This window comes from Pseudomonas anuradhapurensis (genome assembly GCF_014269225.2).
Taxonomy (GTDB): domain Bacteria; phylum Pseudomonadota; class Gammaproteobacteria; order Pseudomonadales; family Pseudomonadaceae; genus Aquipseudomonas; species Aquipseudomonas anuradhapurensis.
Genome location: NZ_CP077097.1, coordinates 2,666,485 through 2,690,204, shown reverse-complemented (window position 1 = coordinate 2,690,204; position 23,720 = coordinate 2,666,485). Strand labels below are relative to the sequence as shown.

General features: G+C 64.1%; 23 protein-coding genes and 1 pseudogene. 10 read left to right on the top strand and 14 right to left on the bottom strand.

Annotation, left to right across the window (positions count from 1 at the left end):
* Window positions 1–160: 160 nt before the first annotated feature.
* Complete coding sequence (locus HU763_RS12520) at window positions 161–4,300, top strand: CheR family methyltransferase (RefSeq protein WP_186685916.1); 4,140 nt, start codon at window positions 161–163, stop codon at window positions 4,298–4,300.
* Window positions 4,301–4,390: 90 nt separating this feature from the next.
* Window positions 4,391–4,789, top strand: coding sequence for an NUDIX hydrolase (locus HU763_RS12515; RefSeq protein ID WP_170029903.1), 399 nt, complete (start codon window positions 4,391–4,393; stop codon window positions 4,787–4,789).
* Window positions 4,790–4,836: 47 nt separating this feature from the next.
* On the opposite strand, the gene HU763_RS12510 is transcribed toward HU763_RS12515, so the two are convergent.
* Window positions 4,837–5,388, bottom strand: a complete 552-nt coding sequence (locus HU763_RS12510) for an ATP-dependent Clp protease proteolytic subunit (protein WP_170029904.1) — start codon at window positions 5,386–5,388, stop codon at window positions 4,837–4,839.
* A 50-nt stretch (window positions 5,389–5,438) separates the two neighbouring features.
* The gene (locus tag HU763_RS12505) at window positions 5,439–5,825 is read right to left on the bottom strand and encodes a low affinity iron permease family protein (protein WP_186685919.1); all 387 of its coding nucleotides are present in this window, start codon (window positions 5,823–5,825) and stop codon (window positions 5,439–5,441) included.
* A 191-nt stretch (window positions 5,826–6,016) separates the two neighbouring features.
* On the opposite strand from HU763_RS12505, the gene HU763_RS12500 reads away from it, so the two are divergent.
* The 5 genes from HU763_RS12500 to HU763_RS12480 are packed head-to-tail and all read left to right on the top strand — an operon-like array spanning window position 6,017 to window position 10,325.
* Window positions 6,017–6,934: a DUF72 domain-containing protein gene (locus HU763_RS12500; protein WP_186685922.1), complete on the top strand. Its 918-nt coding sequence runs from the start codon at window positions 6,017–6,019 to the stop codon at window positions 6,932–6,934.
* Window positions 6,931–7,716: an endonuclease/exonuclease/phosphatase family protein gene (locus HU763_RS12495; protein WP_186685925.1), complete on the top strand. Its 786-nt coding sequence runs from the start codon at window positions 6,931–6,933 to the stop codon at window positions 7,714–7,716. Before HU763_RS12500 ends, HU763_RS12495 begins: the two co-directional genes overlap by 4 nt.
* On the top strand, window positions 7,713–8,915 hold the full coding sequence (clsB, locus tag HU763_RS12490; protein WP_170029908.1) for a cardiolipin synthase ClsB: 1,203 nt from the start codon (window positions 7,713–7,715) through the stop codon (window positions 8,913–8,915). The genes HU763_RS12495 and clsB overlap by 4 nt, the downstream gene beginning before the upstream one ends.
* Complete coding sequence (locus HU763_RS12485; RefSeq protein WP_170029909.1) at window positions 8,915–9,862, top strand: lysylphosphatidylglycerol synthase domain-containing protein; 948 nt, start codon at window positions 8,915–8,917, stop codon at window positions 9,860–9,862. The genes clsB and HU763_RS12485 overlap by 1 nt, the downstream gene beginning before the upstream one ends.
* Before the next feature lie 34 nt (window positions 9,863–9,896).
* Complete coding sequence (locus HU763_RS12480) at window positions 9,897–10,325, top strand: hypothetical protein (RefSeq protein WP_186685928.1); 429 nt, start codon at window positions 9,897–9,899, stop codon at window positions 10,323–10,325.
* Between the two features lie 80 nt (window positions 10,326–10,405).
* Here HU763_RS12480 and HU763_RS12475 read toward each other — a convergent pair whose 3' ends face one another.
* Together HU763_RS12475 and HU763_RS12470 are read right to left on the bottom strand one after the other, a co-directional pair.
* The gene (locus tag HU763_RS12475) at window positions 10,406–10,630 is read right to left on the bottom strand and encodes a metallothionein (RefSeq protein WP_186674130.1); all 225 of its coding nucleotides are present in this window, start codon (window positions 10,628–10,630) and stop codon (window positions 10,406–10,408) included.
* Complete coding sequence (locus tag HU763_RS12470; RefSeq protein WP_170029912.1) at window positions 10,627–11,091, bottom strand: phosphotransferase system, HPr-related protein; 465 nt, start codon at window positions 11,089–11,091, stop codon at window positions 10,627–10,629. The genes HU763_RS12475 and HU763_RS12470 overlap by 4 nt, the downstream gene beginning before the upstream one ends.
* Before the next feature lie 153 nt (window positions 11,092–11,244).
* Here HU763_RS12470 and ligD point away from each other — a divergent pair, with 153 nt between their 5' ends.
* Window positions 11,245–13,740 (top strand): DNA ligase D, encoded by a 2,496-nt coding sequence (gene ligD / locus HU763_RS12465; protein ID WP_186685931.1) that lies wholly within the window; start codon window positions 11,245–11,247, stop codon window positions 13,738–13,740.
* 34 nt (window positions 13,741–13,774) lie between these two features.
* On the opposite strand, the gene ku is transcribed toward ligD, so the two are convergent.
* From ku to HU763_RS12420, 9 genes and pseudogenes are all read right to left on the bottom strand, one after another.
* Entirely contained in the window at window positions 13,775–14,635 is an 861-nt protein-coding gene (gene ku, locus HU763_RS12460) for a non-homologous end joining protein Ku (protein WP_170029914.1), read from the bottom strand.
* Between the two features lie 72 nt (window positions 14,636–14,707).
* Window positions 14,708–15,613 carry an SDR family oxidoreductase gene (locus tag HU763_RS12455; RefSeq protein WP_170029915.1) on the bottom strand — a complete coding sequence of 302 codons (906 nt, stop codon included), beginning with the start codon at window positions 15,611–15,613 and terminating at the stop codon, window positions 14,708–14,710.
* 113 nt (window positions 15,614–15,726) lie between these two features.
* Window positions 15,727–16,314 carry a 5'-methylthioadenosine/S-adenosylhomocysteine nucleosidase family protein gene (locus HU763_RS12450; RefSeq protein WP_186685934.1) on the bottom strand — a complete coding sequence of 196 codons (588 nt, stop codon included), beginning with the start codon at window positions 16,312–16,314 and terminating at the stop codon, window positions 15,727–15,729.
* 46 nt (window positions 16,315–16,360) lie between these two features.
* On the bottom strand, window positions 16,361–17,518 hold the full coding sequence (locus HU763_RS12445; protein ID WP_186685937.1) for a carboxylate-amine ligase: 1,158 nt from the start codon (window positions 17,516–17,518) through the stop codon (window positions 16,361–16,363).
* Between the two features lie 6 nt (window positions 17,519–17,524).
* Window positions 17,525–18,478: a methyltransferase gene (locus HU763_RS12440; protein WP_186685940.1), complete on the bottom strand. Its 954-nt coding sequence runs from the start codon at window positions 18,476–18,478 to the stop codon at window positions 17,525–17,527.
* Window positions 18,478–19,812 (bottom strand): iron-containing redox enzyme family protein, encoded by a 1,335-nt coding sequence (locus tag HU763_RS12435; RefSeq protein ID WP_186685942.1) that lies wholly within the window; start codon window positions 19,810–19,812, stop codon window positions 18,478–18,480. The genes HU763_RS12440 and HU763_RS12435 overlap by 1 nt, the downstream gene beginning before the upstream one ends.
* Before the next feature lie 20 nt (window positions 19,813–19,832).
* Window positions 19,833–20,030, bottom strand: coding sequence for a hypothetical protein (locus HU763_RS12430; RefSeq protein WP_186685945.1), 198 nt, complete (start codon window positions 20,028–20,030; stop codon window positions 19,833–19,835).
* A gap of 61 nt (window positions 20,031–20,091) precedes the next feature.
* Window positions 20,092–20,211 (bottom strand): annotated as a pseudogene (locus HU763_RS12425) (KGG domain-containing protein); the annotation flags it as partial.
* Between the two features lie 304 nt (window positions 20,212–20,515).
* On the bottom strand, window positions 20,516–21,418 hold the full coding sequence (locus HU763_RS12420) for a Dyp-type peroxidase (protein WP_186685948.1): 903 nt from the start codon (window positions 21,416–21,418) through the stop codon (window positions 20,516–20,518).
* A gap of 191 nt (window positions 21,419–21,609) precedes the next feature.
* On the opposite strand from HU763_RS12420, the gene HU763_RS12415 reads away from it, so the two are divergent.
* Window positions 21,610–22,503, top strand: a complete 894-nt coding sequence (locus HU763_RS12415) for a bile acid:sodium symporter family protein (RefSeq protein ID WP_170029923.1) — start codon at window positions 21,610–21,612, stop codon at window positions 22,501–22,503.
* 33 nt (window positions 22,504–22,536) lie between these two features.
* Here HU763_RS12415 and HU763_RS12410 read toward each other — a convergent pair whose 3' ends face one another.
* Window positions 22,537–23,004: a sterol desaturase family protein gene (locus HU763_RS12410; protein WP_170029924.1), complete on the bottom strand. Its 468-nt coding sequence runs from the start codon at window positions 23,002–23,004 to the stop codon at window positions 22,537–22,539.
* A 173-nt stretch (window positions 23,005–23,177) separates the two neighbouring features.
* On the opposite strand from HU763_RS12410, the gene HU763_RS12405 reads away from it, so the two are divergent.
* Window positions 23,178–23,687: a GNAT family N-acetyltransferase gene (locus tag HU763_RS12405; protein WP_170029925.1), complete on the top strand. Its 510-nt coding sequence runs from the start codon at window positions 23,178–23,180 to the stop codon at window positions 23,685–23,687.
* The last annotated feature ends 33 nt before the right edge of the window (window positions 23,688–23,720 follow it).

The window sequence follows — 23,720 nt, the reverse complement described above, 5'->3', positions numbered from 1 at the left end:
CGAGTGGCGCCAAATGACTGGCAGGTCGCAAATTGGCGCACTGCCTTTTGGCTCTCTGTCCAACCCCTCGCGATTGCCGCGCCAGCCTGCCTATAATGGCCTTTCACAAGCCCGGCGATGCGTCGATGGGCCGTCTGTCAGGTCTGTACAAGGCACCGCCATGAAGTCGTCTGCTAACCAGCCCGCCTCGCCGCAAAACCCCAACCTGAGCCCAAGCCATCTGGACTTCCCCGTGGTCGGCATAGGCGCCTCGGCAGGTGGCCTCGAGGCCTTGTGCACGTTGTTCCGGCAAATGCCGGCCGATTCTGGCATGGCCTTCGTCATCGTCCTGCACCTGTCTCCCGATCACCAGAGTGTGGCGGACCGCATCATCCAGGAAACCACCGCGATGCCGGTGCGCCAGGTGACCGAGCCAGTGCCGATCGAGCGCAACCATGTGTACGTGATATCGCCCGCCAACCGCTTGTCGACCAATGACGGTTACCTGCGGGTGACCCCAGCCAACCGGCGGCGCGGCGACCACGTGGCCATCGACCTGTTCTTTCGCGACCTGGCTGACGTGCACAAGGACCATGCCTTTTGCGTGGTGCTGTCCGGTAGCGGTGCCGACGGCGCGGTCGGGCTGTCGCGCATCAAGGAGCAAGGCGGCGTCACGCTGGTGCAGGCGCCCGATGACGCACAGTACGACAGCATGCCCCGCGCGGCCATAGACACCGGTATGGTCGATATCGTCCTGCCGGCCGCGGAAATCCCCCAGAAACTGCTGGAGCTATGGCAGAACGCTAGCCAGGTAAAGCTGCCGCGGATCGATGACGATACCCTGCCACCCGCGCTGGGCAGTCGCGCAGGCGACCCGCAGGCCTCCGAGCCGCTGCTGGAGGAGATTCTCCTGCAGTTGCGCAGTGTCACCGGGCATGACTTCCAGCATTACAAGCGCGCCACCGTGCTGCGGCGCATCGAGCGCCGGCTGCACGTGACCGGGCAGGCCGACCTTGGCGCCTACCTGCGCTACCTGGAAGACCACCGCGAAGAGGCCACGGCCTTGTTGGCCGACATGCTGATCGGTGTCACCAACTTCTTCCGTGACCGCGAGGCCTTCGAGGCGCTGGAACGCCATGTGCTGCCGCAGCTGGTCAGCGAGCCCGAGCCAACCGAGGGCGCTGGCGAAATACGCATCTGGTCGGCCGGCTGCTCCACCGGCGAAGAAGCCTACAGCCTGGCCATGCTCGCCTGCGAGCAACTGGCCGTGGAACAGCGAGCCAGCCAAGTCCAGGTGTTTGCCACCGACCTCGATGAGCGTGCCATCAGCATTGCCCGGGGTGGTTCGTATCCGGAGGCGATCGTCACCGACGTGCCACCCTCGCGGCTGCGCCAGTTCTTCGTCAAGGAAGACCAGCACTACCGGGTACGCAAGGAAATTCGCGAGAAAGTCCTGTTCGCCCGGCACAACCTGCTGTCCGACCCGCCGTTCTCGCAGATCGGCCTGATCGTCTGCCGCAACCTGCTGATCTACCTCGACCGCGAGATCCAGCAGGACATTCTGCAGATGTTCCATTTCGCCTTGCGGCCCGGGGGGTTCCTGTTCCTGGGCTCAGCCGAGTCTGCCGACCTGGCCAGTGAACTGTTCGCCGTGGTCGACAAGCGCAACCGTATCTACCGAGCCCGCGACGTCAGCACCCTGGGCCGCCGCTCGGGCCGCCAGTTGCCGGGGCCGGACCTCACCAGCCCGCCCCAGGTCGCACGCGGGCAGGACAAGCCCGGGCGCAAACCCGTCTACGCCGAAGTGCACCACCGGGCCTTGGCGCGCCGGAACCCGCCCAGCCTGATCATCGACGGCGAAGGTACGATCCTGCACCTGAGCGAGGGCGTTGGCCGCTTCATGCAACTGGCCGGCGGTGAACTCAGTCGTAACCTGTTGAGCCTGGTGCTGCCGAGCTTGCGCCTGGCCCTGCGCAGCACCTTGTTCCAGGCCCGCCAGGGTACCGAGGCGGTGACCTCGCGGCCGGTGGAACTCGGCGAAGGTGCCGACCGGGTGCAGGTGGAAATCACCGTGCAGCCGCACAAGGACCAAGTGAGCGCTGGCGAATACCTGCTGGTGGTTTTCGAAGAGCGCGCAGCCGGCCCGTCGTTGCCCATTGCCGAGTCGCTTCGCCAGACCGACAGCATGGTCTTGCACAACCTCGAGCACGAGCTGCAGCGCACCCGCCTGCAATTGCAGGAAACCATCGAACAATGGGAAATCTCCAGCCAGGAACTGACCGCCTCCAATGAAGAAATGCAGGCCATCAACGAAGAACTGCGCTCTGCCAGCGAAGAGCTGGGCACCAGCAAGGAAGAGCTGCAGTCGATCAACGAGGAATTGCTGACGGTCAACTTCGAGCTGAAGAACAAGGTCGAGGAAACCGACAAGGTCAACGATTACCTCAGCAACCTGATCGCCAGTACCGATATCGCCACGGTGTTCGTCGACCGCAACCTGCATATCCGCTGGTTCACCCCGCGTGCCACCGACTTGTTCAACATGCTGCCGGTCGACACCGGCCGCTCGCTGCTCGACATCACCCATCGCCTCGACTACCCCGCGCTGGCCGAGGATGCCCGTACCGTGGCCCAGGGCGAACACATCATCGAACGCGAGGTCGGCGGCCACGACCAACGCTGGTATCTGGCGCGGTTGCTGCCGTACCGCTCGAGCGAGCAGGACAGCGATGGCACGGTGCTGACCTTCATCGACATCAGCAAGAGCCGGGCGGCGGAGGAACGCGTGCGCCTGGGTGAGGAGCGCATGCGCGTGGTGGCCGAAAGCACCCACGATTTCGCCATCATCCTGCTCGACGAACAGGGCCTGATCACCGACTGGAACACTGGCGCCAGCCTGATGTTCGGCCACAGCAAGGCGGATGTGCTGGGCCAGCATTACCGCTTGATCTTCACCGAAGAGGACCGTGCGCGCGGCGTTCCCGAACAGGAACTGCATGCCGCCCGGGTCAATGAGCGCGACCAGGACGAGCGCTGGCATGTGCGCAAGGATGGCAGCCGCTTCTACTCCAGCGGCGAGATATCCCAGCTCAAGGGCAGCACCCTGCGCGGCTTCGTGAAGATCGCCCGCGACCTCACGGGGCACAAGCGCCGGCATGACGAGCAGAGCAAGCAACTGGCCGAGTCGCAGAGCAGCAGCCACATGAAGGACGAGTTTTTCGCCATCATGTCCCACGAACTCAAGCACCCGCTCAACCTGATCCAGCTCAATGCGGAAATCCTCCGGCGCTTGCCGACGATCGCCCACAGCGCAGCGGCGAGCAAGGCTGTGGCCAGCATCCGCGAGGCGGTCAACAGCCAGGCGCGAATCATCGACGACTTGCTCGATGTCGCCCGTATTCGTACCGGCAAGCTGAAGCTCAAGACCGAAGCGGTGGATATCCGCGCCATCCTGCAGGGCATCCATGCACTGGTGCAGAGTGAACAACCTGCCTGCAATGTGCTCCTGGAGCTGCCGGCTGACGGCTTGCCCTTGATTATCGAAGGCGACAGCACGCGGCTGGAACAGGTGGTCTGGAACCTGCTGAACAACGCGCTCAAGTTCAGCCCGCCGGGTGGCCTTGTCCGCTTGGTATTGAGCCATGATCAAGCGCAGGTATGGCTGCGCGTCATTGACCAGGGGGTTGGCCTGACAGCAGATAGCCTGGAGCACATTTTCGACCTGTTCAGCCAGGCCGCACCGCAAGTGGGCGACCATCCGCGCGAAGGCCTGGGTATTGGCCTGTCCCTGGTTCGCCAGTTGGTCGAAGCCCACGGTGGTAGGGTGAGTGCTGATTCGGCAGGCATCGGCCAGGGCTGCACCTTCACCGTCAGCCTGCCCTGCTCGGACAGCGGTCAGCGCCCCGCCGTGGCGCCAGCGGATGCGACAACCGATGGCCGCTTGAGCGGCATCCGGGTCCTGTTGGTCGACGATTCGCCAGACGTGCTGGAAGTGATGCAGCAGTTGTTGGAAATGGAGTGCGCCGAGGTCAGTGCGTTCAGCGATCCACGCCAGGCGCTGGAAGCAGCCGCGGCCGCCAGCTACGACATCATTCTGTCTGACATCGGCATGCCGGTCATGGACGGCCACGCCCTGATCAAAGCCTTGCGTAGCCTGAGCCACTTGCAGCACACCCCGGCGATCGCCTTGACGGGCTACGGCGCCAGCGCCGACCAGCACAAGTCACGCCAGTCGGGCTTCGACCGGCATTTGAACAAGCCGGTCGGTTACGACGAACTGGTCGAGGCGATCGAGGCCCTGTACGGGTCCGTGCCCTACTGACCACCCATCTTGTTCTGTTCATATAAACACAACGTTCATTGCGCGCCTGGTGACTAATTCCGTATAGGAATAGCTTCACCAGGAGGTCGCATGAAACCGGTCAAAGCACGCGCAACCGTTATTTGCCGTCACGCCAAGCACGCCCATAAATGGCTCTGGGTCAGAAAACCCAAAGCCCCGTGGACCCTGCCAGGCGGCAAAGTCGAGCCCGGCGAAACGCCAGTGCAGGCGGCCGAGCGCGAGCTGCTTGAAGAAACTGGCTTGCAAGCCGAAACAATGACCTTGTTGATGCGCCACGAAACCCCAGAGCGCATGCATTATGTCTTCGAAGCCGAGTTCGCCGACGCGCCCCACCCCACCGCCCAGCACGAAATTGCCGACTGCTGCTTCGCCCATATCGACCAGGTGCCGATGCTCAAGGATGACATCAAGCTGCTGATCCGCTCGCTGCTGGCCTGTGACCAGGCCACAGCCGCTTCCATTCGCTAGCGCATGGCACCGGCGCAGCCGGTGCCGTTGTTCAGGCCGTGGCCTAGTCAGGCGTGCACGCTCCACTGGCAGGCATCGGCTTCGATCGGCAGTTCGTCTATGGCGTGGATCATGCCGCTCTCCAGCGCCTCGCGCGGGCCCAGAATGCGCGGATAGGCCATCAGGTAACGGGGCACGTCCAGCACCTCGCTGCTGCCCTCGGTCCGCTCGGCGACAATCTGCGCGTACAGGCGCAAATCGTAATCCAGGCTCATGGCGTATTCGGCCATGCGCGAATGGTCCACCGAACCGTGCAGGGTCCAGTGGAACGGATGGAACAGGAACTTGCTGTGGGCGCAGGCGGTACGGTGCTCGCCGGCCAGGAACAGAATGTTACCCATCGACTCCACGGTCCCCAGGTTATGCGTGTGCAGGGGGATCGGCAGCCCGCGCAGGAAGTTGTACAAGGTGAAGCCATAGCTGCATTCACCACCCATGGTGGCGATGTTCAGCTGCAGCAGCTCGGCGCCCTGTTGCAGGGCTTTGGCACAGGTGCCGATGAGATTGCCACAGGTGGAAGAATTGATCGGGCCGGTAAAGTGGATGATGTGTCTGGGCATGCTTGCCTCCAGGTGTCAGCGGTGTTCATTCCAGTGAAATGGGCAGGCCTTCAGTCTGCGGGCGGGTCACTGCGCTGCACGCGACCCTCCTCGCGCTCGCCCATGCGTTGGTACTGCTTGCGCAGCGCATGCAGTTCGGCAGGGTCCATGTCCTCCAGGTCGAGCAGCGCCTTGTGCGCGCGTCTGGTCGTGCGCAGCAGTTCGTCGATCTTGATGTGCAGTTCGTCGTTGTCGCGGTTTTGCGTGTTCTGGATGAGGAACACCATCAGGAACGTGATGATGGTGGTCGAGGTGTTGATCACCAGTTGCCAGGTGTCGTTGTAATCAAACAACGGCCCGGTCAAGGCCCAGGCCATTATCAGCAATAGGGCAATGGCGAAACTCAGCGGGCGGCCGGTCCAGTTCGCCAGCCATTGCGCGAAACGGTCGAATTTCATGGCATCGCTCCTCACCGTAACCACAGCGGGGGCAGCATCCACCACCCTCAGGCTGCTAAAGGGTGGAATCGCCGCTGGCGGCAAAGTTCAATCCGGCGCTGGCTGCGCCGTCGATCAATCCTGCTTGAACCCTCGCACGGCTGCACCGGTCGCAACTGATGAACTGGTGCAACAAGCAATTAGGAGGCAGCGTGAGCGAAGTGCGCATTGGCATTTCAGGATGGCGCTACGGCCCCTGGCGCAAGGACTTCTACCCCAAGGGCTTACCCCAGGACGACGAGCTGGCGTTTGCTTCGCGGGCAGTGAATACCATCGAGATCAATGGGTCGTTCTATAGCTTGCAGACACCAGAGCGCTATCGCAGCTGGGCTCAGGCGACCCCGGAAGATTTCGTCTTCTCGGTCAAGGCACCGCGCTACATCACCCATATACGGCGCCTGAAGAATATCGAACAGCCGCTGGCCAACTTCTTTGCATCCGGCCCTCTGCTGCTCGGGGACAAGCTGGGGCCGTTCCTGTGGCAGTTCCCGCCCAGCATGAAGTTCGATGAAGCGCTGTTCCAGGCGTTTCTCGAACGGCTGCCGCACGACCGCGCCGCTGCGCGTCGGTGTGCCGAAGGATGTGCCGAGCGCCTGCAAGGCAACGGCGGCACCGCCATCGAGGGCAACCGGCGCCTGCGCCATGCGGTGGAAATACGCCATGAGAGTTTCCTCTGCGAAGCCTTCGTGCACCTGCTGCGCAAGCATCAGGTGGCGCTGGTGGTGGCCGACAGTGCCGGTAAATGGCCGTACGTGGAAGACGTGACTGCCGACTTCGTCTACATGCGCCTGCATGGCGACGTCGAGTTGTACAGCAGCGGTTATACGTCACGCGCGTTGCGCCGCTGGAAAGAGCGCATCGTGCACTGGAGCGAAGGCCGCCAGGCCGAGGACGCCGAGCTGATCGTGCCCGGGCCGCCGCCAAGTCATCGGCCGCGTGACGTCTATTGCTATTTCGACAATGACCAGAAGGTGCACGCTCCCTATGACGCCCGACGCCTGCTGGAAAAGCTCCATCTGGATCACCACCTGATGACTGAACCCGGCGTGGAACCCGAGGTGGACCTGTGAACAAGACCTTGCCCACCCCCCGTTGCATCATCGACAAGATCACCGCCGTGCATCGGCTGAACGTGCTTACGCTCAACGTGCACAAGGGGTTCACCTTCTTCAACCGGCGTTTCATTCTGCCCGAGCTGCGCGAAGCCGTACGCGCCACCGGCGCCGACCTGGTGTTCCTGCAGGAAGTGCACGGCAGCCACCAGCAGCATGCCATCCGTCACCCGGCATGGCCGGACACGCCGCAATACGAATTCCTGGCCGACAGCATGTGGCCGCAGTTCGCCTATGGACGCAACGCCGTCTACCCGCATGGCGATCACGGCAATGCGCTGCTGTCGAAGTTCCCGATTACCCGCTTCGACAACCTGGACGTTTCTGTCCACGGCAACGAACAGCGCGGCCTGCTGCATTGTCAACTGGAGGTGCCCGGGCATGAACAGGTGCATGCCGTGTGCGTGCACCTCGGCCTGCGCGAGGCGCATCGGCAGAGCCAGGTGAAACTGTTGCTGGAATTGCTCGACCGTCTGCCAGCACACGCGCCGGTGATCATCGCCGGTGACTTCAATGACTGGCGGCTCAAGGCTGATGCGGTGCTGTCCCGGCGCCTGGTCGAAGCCTTTGGCGAGCGGTTCGGTACCCCAGCCCGCAGTTTTCCTGCGCGCATGCCGCTATTGCGGCTGGATCGCATCTACTTGCGCAATGCCATGCCCTGCAAGGCGCAAGTGCTGTCCAGCTACCCGTGGTCGCACCTGTCCGACCACGCGCCCCTGGCTGCGGAGATCACGCTGTGAAAAGACCCTGGGTGGATGGCAACAGCGTAGAGCTGTTGATCAACGGCGAAGCGTTCTACCCCCGTGTATTCGAGGCCATCGGCCAGGCGCGGGAAGAAGTCCTGCTGGAAACTTTCATCATCTTCGACGACAAGGTCGGCCAACAGCTGCAACGGGTGCTGATCGATGCGGCACGTCGCGGTGTGCGGGTGGAGGTAGTGGCCGATGGCTACGGTACCGCCGACCTGCCGGGCAGCTTCATTGCCGCGATGACCGATGCCGGGGTCAGCTTTCACCTGTTCGATCCGCAGCCGCGCCTGGCGGGCATGCGCACCAACCTGTTCCGGCGCCTGCACCGCAAGATCGTGGTCATCGACGGCGAACGGGCGTTTATCGGCGGTATCAACTACAGCGCAGACCACCTGGGCGATTTCGGGCCCATGGCCAAGCAGGACTATGCCGTGGAAGTCACCGGCCCGGTGGTGGCGCAGGTGCATGCCGTCAGCCGTCGCCTGATGTCGCCGGTGCTCGAACCGCCCAGCGAGGTACGCCCGGTCACCGCTCCCACCGGTGATATCACTGCGGTACTGGTCGAGCGTGACAACGGGCAGCGCAGTAATGCCATCGAAGCGTATTACCTGGAAGCCTTGCGCAATGCGCGCCGACGCGTCGTGGTGGCCAATGCCTACTTCTTCCCCGGTTATCGGCTGTTGCGCGAGCTGCGCAATGCCGCCCGGCGTGGTGTCGAGGTTTCCCTGATCATGCAGGGTCAGCCGGACATGCGCTGGGTCCGGGCGCTTTCCCGGCTGCTGTACAACTACCTGCTGCGCGATGGCGTGCGCATTCATGAATATTGCGAAAGGCCCCTGCACGGCAAGGTTGCCCTGGTGGACGACGAGTGGTCCACGGTCGGCTCCAGCAACCTCGACCCGTTGAGCCTGGCCTTCAATCTCGAGGCCAACCTGTTCATCCGCGACCGCCGCTTCAACCAGCAGTTGCATCAGCACCTGACTTCGTTGGCCAACGAACAATGCAAGCCCGTCACCCTCGAGCGCATGGTACGTGGCTACTGGTGGCGGGCGCCGTTGATATTCCTGTGCTTCCACGTGATCCGCCATTTCCCGCGCATTGCCGGCTGGCTACCCGCGCACCGCAAGCGCCTGAAGTCGTTGCAGCCGGAAGTCGAGACCCAAGGCAACCTGCACGAGGGCAATACCTGATGGAGCGAAAGCGTTGGCATACCTGGGCAAAGCGCCTGTTCACCCTGCTGTTCCTGGTGCTCATCCCGGTGCTGCTGTTTACCCTGGCACGCAACCTGGACTGGAACGAAGTGCGGCAGTCCTTGCTCGGCTACAAGCCTGGCAGCCTGGCGATCGGGCTGGCAATGGCGCTGTGCAGCTTCCTGATCTTTGCCAGCTATGACCTGCTGGCGCGCAGCTACACCGGCCATACCCTGCCCGCCCGGCAGGTGCTGCCGGTGGCCTTCGTGTGCTATGCCTTCAACCTCAATTTCACCACCTGGGTCGGCGGCGTGGCCTTGCGTTACCGGCTGTACAGCCGGCTCGGGCTGGATACGCCTACCATCACCCGCATCCTCACTCTCGGCCTGCTGACCAACTGGATGGGCTACATGCTGCTTGCCGGCGGTGTGTTCGCCTTGCGCCTGGTGGAGCTGCCGTCCAGTTGGCCGGTCGGCACCGGCGGGCTGCAGCTGATCGGCTTCGTGCTGCTGGCCATCACCTTGGCCTACCTGCTGGCCTGTGGTTTGGCCAAGAAGCGCACCTGGCAATGGCGCGACCATGAGCTGACCCTGCCTTCGCTGCGCCTGGCGTCATGCCAGGTGGCGCTCGGTGCCAGCAACTGGGCGATGATGGCGTTGCTGATCGACTGGCTATTACCTGAGCAGGCGTTCTACCCGTCGGTCCTTGGCGTGCTGCTGATCAGCTGCGTGGCGGGCGTGGTGGCGCACATCCCGGCCGGGCTGGGCGTGCTGGAAACCGTTTTCCTCGGCTTGCTCCATGGCCAGTTCGGCCAAGGCAGCCTGGTGGCGGCCCTGCTGGCGTACCGCACCTTGTATTACCTGATCCCGCTGGTGCTGGCGGTGATGACCTACCTGATTCTGGAAAAGCGCGCCAAGGCCATGCGCCGGCGCGAAAAAACAGCTTGAATGTCGACGACGGCCCAGGGGCCGGGAGGTGACCATGCGTATTGCCTGGGTGACATTGATAGTCATGAGCCTGGTCAGCGGCAGGGTGCTGGCAGAGGCCTGCGACGTGATGACCCGATCGTCCAGCGAAGCGGTGCGGCCGGTGGAGCAGCACACCTGCTACACCTACGGCAACATGCCGCCTGAAGCGATCAACTGGTCGTGCAGCAACCAGAGCAAGGACATGCTCAGTGCGGAGAAGCACAAAGTGGCGCGTTGCGCCGACGGTAGCGTGGGCAGCTGCATTGCCCCGCTGACCCGGGAAGCCTTGGCCAACCCCAAGGCAGCGGGGAATGACCAGCCCTCCACCGGCCCGGGCCTGCCCAAGGATGCACGGGTGGTGACCTACTACTACGATACCCCGAGCCTGGGCCAGGCACGCTCGGACTGCGAGCGCAGTAACGGTATCTGGCAGACCCATTGAAGCCATGTTGCCGGCTGCCTTGCGTTCCTTCGCGGGCCTTCCCGCGAAGGAACGCAAAGCAGTCCCCGCAATTGGGCTTGTCACGGCGAAATCGGATCACTCGCCGGAAAGGTTTCGTCCAGGGCGTTGTCCACATTGCTCTCCTTCGGCTGCGCGGCCTGCGCGCAGTTGCAGCCAGGCATGCGGCACGGTTCACCGTTGCGGTGCCCGGTAGCACAGGCCTCACAGCAGTAGGCCTTGCCATCCTGGGGGGCGGCGTCCACCGTACAGGTACATTCGCTACAGGCGCATCGTAATTCGCTCATGGCTTGCCCTCCTCGTCTTCGTCGATTACATCATCACTCCACGGCTGGCCATCCAGCGGCGCGGAGCGGGCCAGCTCGGCTTCATCGAGTCCGATGCCGCCGCCAATCTCCCCGGCGTCAACATGGCGCAGGGACTTGTCGGCCGGGCCGCCATGGCCTGGCTCGTGCGGGTCACGCGCCCCAGATTCGTCCAGCAGGGTGTCCGGGCTGAGGTCGTCGTAAGTCACGTTGTCTTCGTGCAAGCTGTCGCTCAGCGTCTCGCCACCGGTCATGCCACTTTGCGCAACGCGGCGGGCCGGGAACTCCTGGGCGACTTCCTGCGGCGGTCGCTCATCACCCGCTCGCCCTTCGCGATCGTCGAGGCGGTCACTGAAGTCCAGCTCGTGCACACTGCCCATGCGGTCTTCGGTATCGTCGATTTCGGTCGGCGTGTAGGGTTTGGGATCATCAGGTCTGGACATCGATAGTCTTCCTCCGTTGGCTTACTCACGGTCGACTCCGCCAAGCGCCGGAAGATTCAGAGTTTCTTGTATACCTGCAGCGGCTTTTTTTTGAACTCCCCCTGCTTCAGCTGTCTCCCAACGATAAGACAGCGAATTGCCCCGGAGCCTGCCATGGCCAAGCCCCTCGAGGAATACGCACGCAAACGCGATTTCAACGCCACGCCCGAACCCAGTGGCAAGCAGAAGCGCACCCAGCGCGCCCACGCCCTGCAGTTCTGCATCCAGAAGCACGATGCCAGCCACCTGCATTATGATTTCCGCCTGGAACTGGACGGCACGCTGAAAAGCTGGGCCATCCCGAAAGGCCCATCGCTCGACCCCAAGGTGCGCCGCCTGGCCGTGCACGTCGAAGACCATCCGCTGGACTACGCCGACTTCGAAGGCCACATCCCCGAAGGGCATTATGGTGCCGGCGATGTGATTGTCTGGGATCGCGGCATCTGGGAGCCGGAGGGGGACGCCCGCGAGGCCTATGCCAAAGGCAAGCTGCGTTTCCGCCTGCAGGGCGAAAAGCTCAGCGGGGTATGGAACCTGTTCCGCACGCACATGGCCGGCAAGAAGGAGCAGTGGATGCTGGTCAAGTCCCACGACAGCCAGGCGCGCAGCGAAAGCGAATACAGCATCGTCGACGCGCAGCCAGATAGCGTGCTCAGCGACCGTACCCTGCTACCCAAGCGCAGCAGCGGCAAGCCGGCCAAGGCCAAGCCTGCGGCCGGCAAACGCTCGGCCACTGGCAAGGCAGCGCCGCTGCCAGAGCTGTTGCAGCCGCAGCTGGCCACGCTGGTCGACTCGCCACCGGCGGGTGACTGGCGCTACGAAGTGAAGTTCGACGGCTACCGCATCCTGGCGCGCATCGAAGGCGATGACATTCGCCTGTTCACCCGCAACGGCCATGACTGGAGCGCCAAGATGCCGCGCCAGGTGGCTGCGCTGCGCCAGCTTGGGGTCGATTCGGCCTGGCTGGATGGCGAGATGGTAGTGAACAACGAGCAAGGGGTGGCAGACTTCCAGGCGCTGCAGAACGCATTCGATACCGATCACGACGAACAGATCACCTATTACCTGTTCGACCTGCCCTTTCTCGGCGGCCGTGACCTGCGCCAGGTGCCGCTGCAGGACCGCCGCGACACGCTGCGCCAGCTGCTCGAAGCGAATGAAGCCGACAACCTGGTGTTTTCTGCCGATTTCGACCAGCCGGTGGAGTCGTTGCTGGACAGTGCCTGCCGCCTGGACCTGGAGGGCTTGATCGGCAAACGCGTGGACAGCACCTACGTCGGCCGGCGTAGTGCTGACTGGATCAAGCTCAAGTGCAAGAAACGCCAGGAGTTCGTGATCGTCGGCTTTACCGAGCCGAAAGGTAGCCGCAACGGCTTCGGAGCGCTGCTGCTGGCGCTGCATGACAACGACAGCGGTGAGTTGCGCTACGCCGGCAAGGTCGGCACCGGCTTCAGCGCCACCACGCTGGACAGCATCCATGCGCGGCTCAAACCGCTCGAAATCGCCAAGCCCGCCCTGGCCAAGCCGCCTGGCGGGGCCGAGGCACGCGGCGTGCACTGGCTGAAGCCACAGTTGCTGGCGGAAGTCGCCTACGCGCAGATGACCCGCGAAGGGATCGTGCGCCATTCGGTATTTCACGGCCTGCGCGACGACAAACCTGCCACCGCCATTGACCTGGAGCGTGCCATGCCCGGCAAGACCCTGCCCAAATCCAAGCCCGCCAAGGCCACGGAGCACTTCGGTGACTTGCGCCTGACCCACCCCGAGCGCGTCATCGACGCCAGCAGCGGCGCCACCAAGCGCGACGTGGCGGAATATTACGCCGAGGTCAGCCAGTGGATCCTGCCGCAGCTCAAGGACCGCCCGGTGGCCTTGGTGCGCGCCCCTGACGGGTTGGCGGGCGAGCTGTTCTTCCAGAAAAATGCCGGCCAGCTGCACATCCCCAACGTGCTCAGCTACGACAAAGCCGAGGCAGGCCAGGCGGCGATGATCATCAATCGCCCCGACACCTTGCTGGGCGCGGTGCAGATGAACATGCTCGAACTGCACACCTGGAACGGCACCGACAAGGATTTCGACAAGCCCGACCGCTTCGTCCTCGACCTCGACCCGGACCCCGCCCTGCCCTGGAAAGCCATGCTGGAGGCTACCCAGCTGACCCTGACCCTGCTCGACGAGCTGGGCCTGAAGGTGTTTCTGAAGACCAGCGGCGGCAAAGGTATCCATGTGGTCGTGCCGCTGACGCGCAAAGCCAGTTGGGACGAGGTGAAAGACTTCAGCCACGCCATCGTCAATTACCTGGCCAGGCTGTTCCCGGAGCGCCTGAGCGCCGTGTCCGGGCCGAAAAACCGCGTGGGCCGCATCTTCATCGACTACCTGCGCAACGGCAAGGGCGCCACCACTGCCTGCGCCTATTCGCTGCGGGCGCGCGAGGGGTTGCCGGTTTCGGTACCGATCTGGCGTGAAGAGCTCACCCAGCTCAAGGGCGCCAACCAATGGAACATCAACAACCTGCGCGAACGCCTGGCAGAGGTCGACGATCCTTGGGCAGACATGGGCAAGGTACGCCAGTCCATCACCGCACGGATGCGCAAGCTGCTGGGCCAGTAAGGGCTGGCCCGGCAGCTTGCACGGATAAAGGCCTTCAGGACGCCTTGCGCGTCCGTTTGGCGGGCTTCTTTTCTGGCGCTGGCTTTTTCTTGCCTGCCGCGCCGCCCTTGCCGCCAAGGCTGCGCTTGAGCAGCTCGGTAAGGTCGATGATGTCCGCGCCTTTCTCGCTCCCGCTGGCCTCGCCTGTTTCCACCGTTTCGATCTTGCCTTTGCTGGCCTTTTCTTCCACCAGGTCGAGAATGGTCTGGCGGAAGGCGTCATGATAGTCGTCAGGCGACCAGGCGCCGGTCATGTCCTCGACCAGCCGTTTGGCCATGTCCAGTTCGCGCTTGTCCACCTTGGCTTCGGTAACGCTGCTGTCCAGCTCCAGCGTTTCCAGGCCACGCACCTCTTCCGGCCAGCGTAGGGTGATCATCACCAGCGCCTCGTCCAGCGGCCGCAGCAAGGCCAGATGCTGACGGGTATGCAGCACCACCGTGGCCAGCGCCACCTTGCCGGTGCTGGCCAGGGTCTCGCGCAGCAGCGCATACACCTTGCCACCTCGCCGGTCCGGGCTGAGGTAGTACGGCGTGTCGAAATGCTGCAGAGGGATATCGCCGGCGTCGACGAACGAAAAGATATCGATGGTCTGGGTCGCCTCGGGGCGCGCCTTGCGGATCTCTTCTTCGCTGATCACCACATAGCGGCCTTTTTCGTACTCGACCCCTTTGACGATGTTCTCCTTGTCGATGTCCTTGCCGGTGACCTTGTTCACCCGCTTGTAGCCCACCGGCTCCATGCTGCGCTTGTCGAGCCAGTCGAAGTCGACGCGCTCGGTGCGCACTGCGGTATTGAGGGCCACAGGGATGTGCACGAGGCCAAAGCTGATGGCGCCTTTCCAGATTGCCCTTGCCATGAATCTGCCCCCAGGTTGCCTGCCGATACCACAAGTGACTGCACCGAGCCGCGAAGGTTTAGCCGGCCAGCCCTATGGCAACGGGTTGCCGCCGGTGACGCCGAACACCTCGCCGGTGATGTAGCTGGACTCCTGGCTGGCCAGCAGGACATACACCGGCGCGCACTCGGCCGGCTGGCCCGGGCGCTTCATCGGCGTTTGTGCGCCGAATTCGGGGATTTTCTCCGGTGGCTGGCCGCCGCTGGGCTGCAGTACGGTCCAGATCGGCCCCGGGGCCACGGCGTTGACCCGGATGCCGCGTTCGATCACCTGCTTGGCCAAGGCCTTGGTAAAGGCGACGATGGCGGCCTTGGTGGTGGCATAGTCGAGCAAGGTGGCCGACGGCTGGTAGGACTGGATCGAGGCCGTGTTGATGATGGTAGCGCCCGCCGGCATCAGCGGCACCGCCGCCTGGCACAGCCAGAACAGCGCGTAGACGTTGGTTTTCAGGGTATGGTCGAACTGCTCGTGGGTGATCTGGCTGATGTCCTTGCGCGCCTCCTGCTTGCCGGCGACGTTGACCAGGATGTCCAGGCCACCGAGCTGTTCGTGGGCCTGCTCGACCAGCTCCTTGCAGAACTGCTCGTCCTTGAGATCGCCGGCAATCGCGACCACCTTGCGGCCTTCGGCTTCGATCAGCTTGATCACTTCGCGGGCATCGGGTTGTTCGATGGGCATGTAGTTCAGCGCAATGTCGGCCCCCTCGCGGGCGAAGGCAATGGCAACTGCGCGGCCTATACCCGAATCTGCGCCGGTGATCAGTGCCTTGCGCCCGGCCAGGCGGCCGAAGCCCTTGTAGCTGGCTTCGCCGTGGTCGGGCTTGGGCTGCATGTTGACGTCCAGGCCCGGCGCAGGCTGGCCCTGGGCCGGGAACGGTGGGTGCGGGTACTGGGTCAGCGGGTTCTGCATGCTGAACTGGTCGTGGGGTTTGTTGGGCATGGGGGGCCACTCCTCTGCTGAAACCGGGCTGGCCCGTAACAGGGCCGATACCGGTTTCGAGAAGCCCCCCTGGGCGATGGTTTGCTCCAGCTGGCAACACCGCCGACCAGCGGTCACGCTGGGTTGAACAGCACCCGCTGGAATGCCTCTGCGGCTAGGTGTACCTGCACCGCCCAGTCGCCGGCCGCATCGCTGCCGGCATCGTCGGAGATGTATTTCAGGCAGACAAAGGGAATGCCCTCGCTGCGTGCGATCAAGGCCAGCACATAGGCCTCCATGTCGACCACGTCGTACGGTGCGTCGCCGTGGTTGATCTCGAAGCTGTCGCCGCTGCCGCAGGTTTCCACGGGCAGGCCGGGGATCACCACGCCGTGCTCCAGCAGCACCGGGATATCCGACAGCGGCGTTTCGTAACGGGCGAAGCCCAGCGGGGTCACGTCCATGTCACGTTGCACGAAGCGGGTGCAGCACACCACTGCGCCCTTGCCGTGCCGCAGGCTGCCAGCCGACCCGAGGTTGACGATCAGCCTGGGCCTGTTGGCGGCGATAGCCCGCGTCAGGGCGATGGCGGCATTGACCTTGCCGATGCCGGTGAACACGCTGTTCATCCCGGCGAACACGCTCCCCGCCTCGGCCGCGAGGGCGAAGACGAACAAGGTGTCAGCCAGGGAAATATCAGGGAATTGCTGGGTCAAGATCATCGTGCGGAGTATCCGGATGGCTGGCAAATGGCGCCGCCATTGTCGTTCAACCCTGCGCGAATGCAAGTGCCGTGGGGGGGTGAAGAGGATATTTGCCGCCCTCCTCCAGCACCTGGTCCACGACCAGGCGTAGCGCTTGCGGTGTCGTCCTGCCGCTGGCTCGGGCGCCCTCGAAACAGGCCAGCTGGCGATCGGCGCTGGTCCCGTGCTCCAGGATCCATCGTGCCCGCAGCAATGCACGCTCGGCATCGGCCGTGTCGACGGGAAACGCAGCATGCAGCTGGGCCAGCCAGCCGCGAGCGGAAACGCCCTGTTGCTGCTGCTGGCCGATGAAGGTGCCGTGGCGGCCGTGGCGCATGGCGCGCCAGTAGTTTTCCTGGGCGACCCAGCGCAGCTCGCGGGTCAGCGGTTCGGGGTCGTGCCCCCAGCGTACGCAGTGCTCGACCATATGCCGGAACAACCCGGCGATGCACAGCACATCTTCCAGGTCCGGGCACGCATCACAGATGCGCAGCTCAACGGTCGGGTAGCGCCGCGACGGGCGCACGGCCCACCAGAAGTCACCATCCTTGGCCAGCGACCCGGTACGTTGCAGCAAGGCCCGGTAGCGCTCGTAGGCGGACCAGTCAGGCAGAGGCTCGGGCAAGCCCATGTGCGGCCACTCGCCACAGATCACCCGGCGGTAGCTCAGGTAGCCCGTACCCTGGCCGCACCATAACGGCGACGAAGTGCTCAGTACCAGCAGCAGCGGCAGCCACGGCAGCAGGCGATTGATCAGCTGCATCCGGTCGCAACCTGCCGGCACACCGACATGCACATGCAGGCCATTGACCAGGCTGTGTCGCGCCACGTGCTGGTAGTCATCGAACAACTGCCGGTAATGCGCCGCAGAGGCTGCTTTCTGCTTCTGCCACGGGGCAAACGGATGGCTGGCCGCGCCGTATAGGCCCATGCCTTCCTCGGCCAGGGCCTGGCCAAGGCGCTGACGGCTCTGGGCGAGGTATTCCCGTGCCTGGTGCGTGTTATCGAATACCGGGGACACCACTTCGATCTGGCTACGGAACATTTCCTGGGCAAATTGCTCGCCCAGCAGCTCGCGGCAGCGCCTGACCACCCCCGGCGAAGGGGTGGCCGGAACCCGACCGCTGGCAAGGTCGACTAGCAGGTATTCTTCTTCGATGCCGAAGGTGCAAGGCGCTGGCATATCGGCTCAGCCGCTGCGGGTGACGGTGAGTGTGACTGCGGCGATGCGCTCGACCTGTTCGTAGCCGCGCTCGCCCAATTGCTCACCGAACACGTCCGGGTCGACCTCGCGGTAGACCCACGACCACCCAGGCCCCGCCAGGCGCAGGCGGATGGCTTCGAGCAAGGGGTCCCTGCCTTCAATGATCGCTACACCGGTATACAGCAACAGTGAGCCACCGGGGGCAAGCCGCTCGCGGGCCTGTTCGACGATGCGCAACGACAGCTCGGCGCCCAGCGCGCCACCACCGTGACGGTAGGTGCGCTCTTGCACATCGAGCATGTACGGCGGGTTGGTGATGATCAGGTCGAACAGGCCGGTAATGCCGTCGAGCAGGTCACTTGGCTCCACCGAGACATTGCTCACGCCTGCCAGGGCCGCATTGATCGCTGTGTAGCGCAGCGCAAGCGGATTGATGTCCACGGCGGTAACCTGGGCGTGCGGTACCGCCTGGGCCACCAGCAAGGCACCGACACCGGTGCCGCAGCCAATGTCCACGGCATGCTCGACGCGCTTCGGGGCGCGTTGCAGGTGGTCGTGGATCACCTGGGCGAAACGGTAGCTGTCCGGGCCGAAGAACACCGCGTCGCTGGCGTCGGTGGGGTACGCCGAGTGCACCAGCAGCAAGTCTTCGAGGGTGGCCCAGCGGACCGTACTCACCAACCACTCGCCACGCGTCGCCAATACCTGCGCCTGGCGTAGCTGGTCCAGCTCGTCGGCGGAAACCAGCGAGGGCGGAAACGGGCGGCTCCAGCCGAACACATCGCGCAGTGTCCTGGCCCGCTCCGCCCCTGGGCGGGCGTTGACCCGGGCGTGGGTGGCCGGTGTGACACAGGTGAAGCGGTAGCCGTCGGCACGCAGGCGCTTGCCCAATTGCAGCAACGCCTGGTCTGCCTGGATCTGTTGTGGGTCAAGCTGCATCAGCGCGGTTCCTCCTGGGCCAGGCCGGTGGCACGCAGGTAGCCCTGGGTCGCCAGCAATCCTTCCGGTGTGGCATGACGGTTGCCGGCCATGCTGTCGATCAAGGTCTCGATGTCAGTTTCCTGTGCCGTACCCTGCAGTGGTGTATCCAGCTGCAATGGCTCCTCCCAGCTGCCAGGCATCACCCGTGAACCAGGGGCTTGCCAGCCCGCGGCGATCCAGTCGTGCCACAGCTGTTTCTCGTAGGCGGTGAACACGCCGTACATTGGCGCCGACGGGCCTTCGACAAGGCGCCACCAGCGGCTGTTGGCGGGGGCCTCTCCCCGGCGGATCCAGCCCTGCGCCTGCAAGGCTTCGAGGAACGCCGGCATGCCGCCTGGCTCGGCCAGCCACTGGTTGACCGTGCGTTTCTGCAGGCGGCAATGATCGGAATGCATGAACTGGCCGAAATGCCGCTTGTGCTCCAGGGCCATCAGCAGCTCCGCCTGCAGGTCGAAACTGTCGATCAGGCTGGGGGTATCCACCCCCAGGTCATTCAGGCGATAGCCCTGGCGTACACGTTGGTAGAACCTGCACAGGTCGTCTGCCGGACACAGCTGGCGTAGCGCCTGGATGGACAGGTGGGCATGCCCGCTGGCGGCATTGTCGATGGTCACGTGCAGCTGGAAGTAATGGCCGTCGATGCCCAGTTCTGCCAGTTCGTAGGTGGTGATCAGCAAATGCAGCGGCGGTTGTTCGTAGCCCAGGTTGTAGCCGATGACCTCGGGCAGAAACGCGTCGGCATGGTGCCCCAGCGCCAGTTGCAAGGCCCCTTGCAGGTAGCGTTGGTCATCCAGTTCGGGTAGGTCCAGACAGCCCAGCCGGCTCAGCAGGCGTTGATAGATCAGCACGTGGTTGCAGCGCGGATCACCGCTGCCCAGCTCTTCCAGGTAAGTGCGGATCAGGCCATGGTAGCGCGGGTCACGCCAATGGCGCAGGGTGCCGTGCAGCCACGCGCCATCCACCGCCTTGGTGGGCGCGACCTGCTGCAGGAACCACAGCGCCTGGGCGCGATTGGCGAAGTAGCGCCGTGGGCTGCCCTGGCGGCGTTGCGCCAGGTAGGCGGCGTAGGCTGCAGCGACCGCGGCAGTATGCCGGGCGCTCCAGGCTTCCAGCTGTGCTGGGTCAGCAGGCAAGTCGTCCGGCAAACCTTGCACCTGAGCCAACTGTTCGTTCAACCATGCGGCGCTGGCCGCATCCGCACCGCCCAGCAGTGCGTGGTAACGGTCGTACAGGCTTGGCCCATGGGTCGAGGCCGGTACCATCGCGGCGGTCTTGCAGGTTGTGACCGTCATGCCGTATTCCTTGTGCGCTGTTATTGGCTGGGTTTCTGCCCGGGCATCGGCTCAGGGCCTGGCGCAGGTTGTGAAGCAGGCTTGTCGTCGGGTTGCTGCATCTGCAGGGACGGTTTGCTTTGGTCGGCATCTTTCGCCGGGTGGTCTTTGTCGCGGTCGAAACAGCCGCCGACCAGGGTGAAGGCGCCCATCAGGGCTATCAGGGGGAGCAATCGCATGGGGCACTCCTTTTTGCGCAAAATCGCAGTGCCAGGCTAACCCGGCACTGCGTAGCCTCACTTACGAACGGCCGCCTTTGCGGCTCGATTCACTGCTGCGGCCGCCACCGGAATGCTGGCCGCCCTTGCGTCCAGCTTCGGAGGCTTTCTCGCGGTCATTGGCAAAGTTGCCTGGGTTCTTGTTACCACCCTGGCTGCCTTGTTGATTGCCGGTACGGCTGTTCTCTTTGTTGGCCATGGTCTTAAACCTCGTATGACTTCGGAATGCACGGCATTACCTGCCGTACACCTGTTCGGAGTTCGGTCATATCGAGGGATTCGGTTTATTGCGAAGCGTTCGGACCAGCGGCATTAAATAAGCGGCAACGCCATATTTGGCGCGCCACAGAGTCGCACGGAGGGGCCTGCTGAATGGGCAGCGCAGCGGCAGCCTTGCGCCACCGCAGAGCCCCTGGCGAATGTGCCAAGGGCGGGATGTTCAGCTGTCAGGCCGACAGCAACAGGCGCAGGTCGACACCGGTGTCGGTCATCGGTGGGCACCAGTAATAGCCACCAGTGAGCGGCCGGCTGAAGCGGTACAGGCCGTCAATGATGCCGTCCTCCAGGCCGCTCATGCGTCGCAGCTGCACCTCGAAGGCGTCGAAGCTGCGGCCCAGCGCGACGAAGGCCAGGCCCGCGCCACGGGTGTCTGCCCAGGACACCGAGCGACGTACCATGAACGCCTCCGGCGCGAAGCTCTCCTGGGCGGTTCGCTTGACGTGTGCAGACTCCGGCGCGTCATCCAGTTCTTCGTTGTCGCTCAGGCGGCGGCCGATGATGTCGTCCTGTGCGTGCTGGGGCAGCGACTTGAAGTACTGCAAGTCGTGCTTCCACAGCTGGAATGCCGCAAAGCACGACCCGTCGAGGCCAGGCTGCGCAGCCTTGAGGATGGCCGCCTCGACGGCGGCCTCATCACGTGGGTTTTCGGTACCGTCTTCATAACCGGTGAGGTCACGCCCGCCCTGGTGGAGAAAACCGTCCACCTGGTCCACCAGGCTGAATGCCGGGCTCAACAGCTGTTCCAGGGCCTGGGCCCGCAGGTACAGGTCGCCACGCTCTTCCCCGCGCAGCCACAGCCACAGGGCATGCTGGGTGCTGGGGTTTTCCACCACGGCGTCCAGTTGCGGGAAAGGCTTCAGGCCATCGACCTGGCTGCCCAGGGCTTTTGCCAACGGTGCACCGACGCCCAGCGTCAGGCGCACGCCGTCGACATGGCCCGCCAGCGCATCCAGGGCTGCCGGCAGCGCTTCCAGGGCTGCCGGCAGCGCTTCCAGTGCTTCGATGGCAAAGAACAGGTGGCGGGCGTGAACCGGCACCGGTGTGGCAAGCAGACCTTGCTGAAACGGCATGACAGGCTAATCCTCGGTAAAACCGGGAATGCTACTGCGCCGGCAGGCGTGCTGCAACGCGACATGTGGCCCCGCCGGCTGCTGACATCTAGCATCTGGCAACAAATGGTTACCAAAGCTGGCGCTTTGCGCTTAGCGCTCGATCAGCCGCGGCCTACACTTCTGGCGATCGTTCGCCCAGGGGGCCCGCCATGACTGCTTCACCCTTGCTCACTGCCGTTCTGCCGCTGGCCCTGGGCATCATCATGCTCGGCCTCGGCTTGTCGCTGACCCTGGCCGATTTCGCCCGCGTGGTGAAATATCCCAAGCCGGTGCTGGTCGGCCTGGCCTGCCAGATCCTGCTGCTGCCACTGGTGTGCTTCCTGATTGCCAACGGCTTTGCCCTGGCGCCAGCGCTGGCGGTGGGGCTGATGCTACTGGCCGCCTCGCCAGGTGGCACCACCGCCAACCTGTTCAGCCACCTGGCGCACGGCGACGTGGCATTGAACATCACCCTGACTGCGGTCAACTCGCTGATCGCGATCCTGACCATGCCATTACTGGTGAACCTGTCGCTGAGCTGGTTCATGGCCTCGGACCAGGCTATCCCGCTGCAGTTCGCCAAGGTCATGCAGGTGTTTGCCATCGTGCTGCTGCCCGTGGCGCTGGGCATGCTGGTTCGTCATTTCGCGCCCGCGTTTGCCGCACGCATGGAAAAGCCGATGAAGCTGGTAGCGGCGCTGTTCCTGGCCTTCACCATCGTGTTGGCCCTGGCCAAGGACTGGCAGACAGTGCTCGAGTACGCGCCGCTGGTGGGCCTGGCCGCACTGCTGTTCAACCTGCTGAGCCTGGCCACGGGCTACTGGGTGCCGCGCCTGCTGGCGATTCCCAAGCGCCAGGCGATTGCCATCGGCATGGAGATCGGCATCCACAACGGCACCTTGGCGATTGCCCTGGCGTTGAGCCCTTCACTGCTGAACAACGCGACCATGGCCGTACCGGCGGCGCTGTATAGCCTGATCATGTTCTTCACGGCGGCGGGGTTCGGCTGGTGGGTCAGCCGCGGGCATGTGGCGCTGCAGGCCAAGGGTGAGGCAGTGAATTGAAGGCATTGCCGCAGGCAAGGCCAGTCGCGATTGTCACGGCTGGCTGCGCCTGCTGCGCAACTGCTGTTTCAAAACCCGCAACGGCGGTGCATAGAAGAACCCGAACGATACACTCCCGGTGCGTCCCTTCACCGCATGGTGCAAGCGGTGCGCGCGGTGCAGGCGCTTGAGGTAGCGGTTGACCGGGCGTGGCTTACGTGGCCAGTGCCGATGAAACAACCCGTCATGGGCCACGACATACAGTACCCCGTAGCCCGCCACGCCAGCGCCAACCCACTGCAATGGCGCATAACTGCCCTTGCCCAGGGCAACCAGCGCCGTGGCGATCAACCCCAGGGCCAGCAGGTACAGGTCGTTGGTTTCCAGCATGCCCAGTTGTGGCTCATGGTGCGAGCGGTGCAGCCACCAACCCCAGCCATGCATGATGTACTTGTGGGCCAACGTGCCAACACCCTCCATGGCCACCAGGGTGCCGAACAGCACGGCAAGATTGAACAGCATGGAACAGTCCGGTGGATGGCGAATGAAGGCGCAAGGGTACCGATTGCCTGGCATTTTTTCCATGCAGGCGTGACCGGTTGCTGGTGCTGGCTGATGAAGCCATTGTCACGTTTCAGCCCTTGACCGGCTGCGCGCTTCGGATTAAGACGTAGCGCTTTGCAAGGAGTGAGTCCATGCCCATCCGCCCTACCCTCGAGCGCGATATCCAATGGCTGCCGGCGGTAGAACGCTCGGCTGCCCAGGCTTTCGCTGACTGGCCGGCACTGGCGTGGCTGGCGCAGGCCGATGTGCTGGACGTTGATGCGCACCGCGCATTCGTCGCCGCAGGCGCCAGCTGGGTTGCCGACGACCTGCAAGGGCATGTGCTCGGTTTCGCCTGTGCCCGGTTCGAGCGGCAGGCGCTGCACCTGTGCGAGATTTCGGTGGAACGCCAGGCCCAGGGGCAAGGCGTCGGCCGCGCCTTGCTGCGGCAGGTGGTGGATGCCGCGCGCCAGGCGGGTGCCCGCGAGCTGACCTTGACCACGTTTGCCGATGTGCCGTGGAATGCGCCGTTCTACGCACGTTTCGGCTTCGAAAGAATTGACGAGGAACGGCTGGATACACGCCTGCGTGGCATCCTTGCCGATGAGCTTGCCCATGGCCTCGTCGGGCGCTGCGCGATGCGCCTGGGTCTAGGGCGATGAGCCCGGGCGCGCAACGCGCCCCTGCCGCTCGCC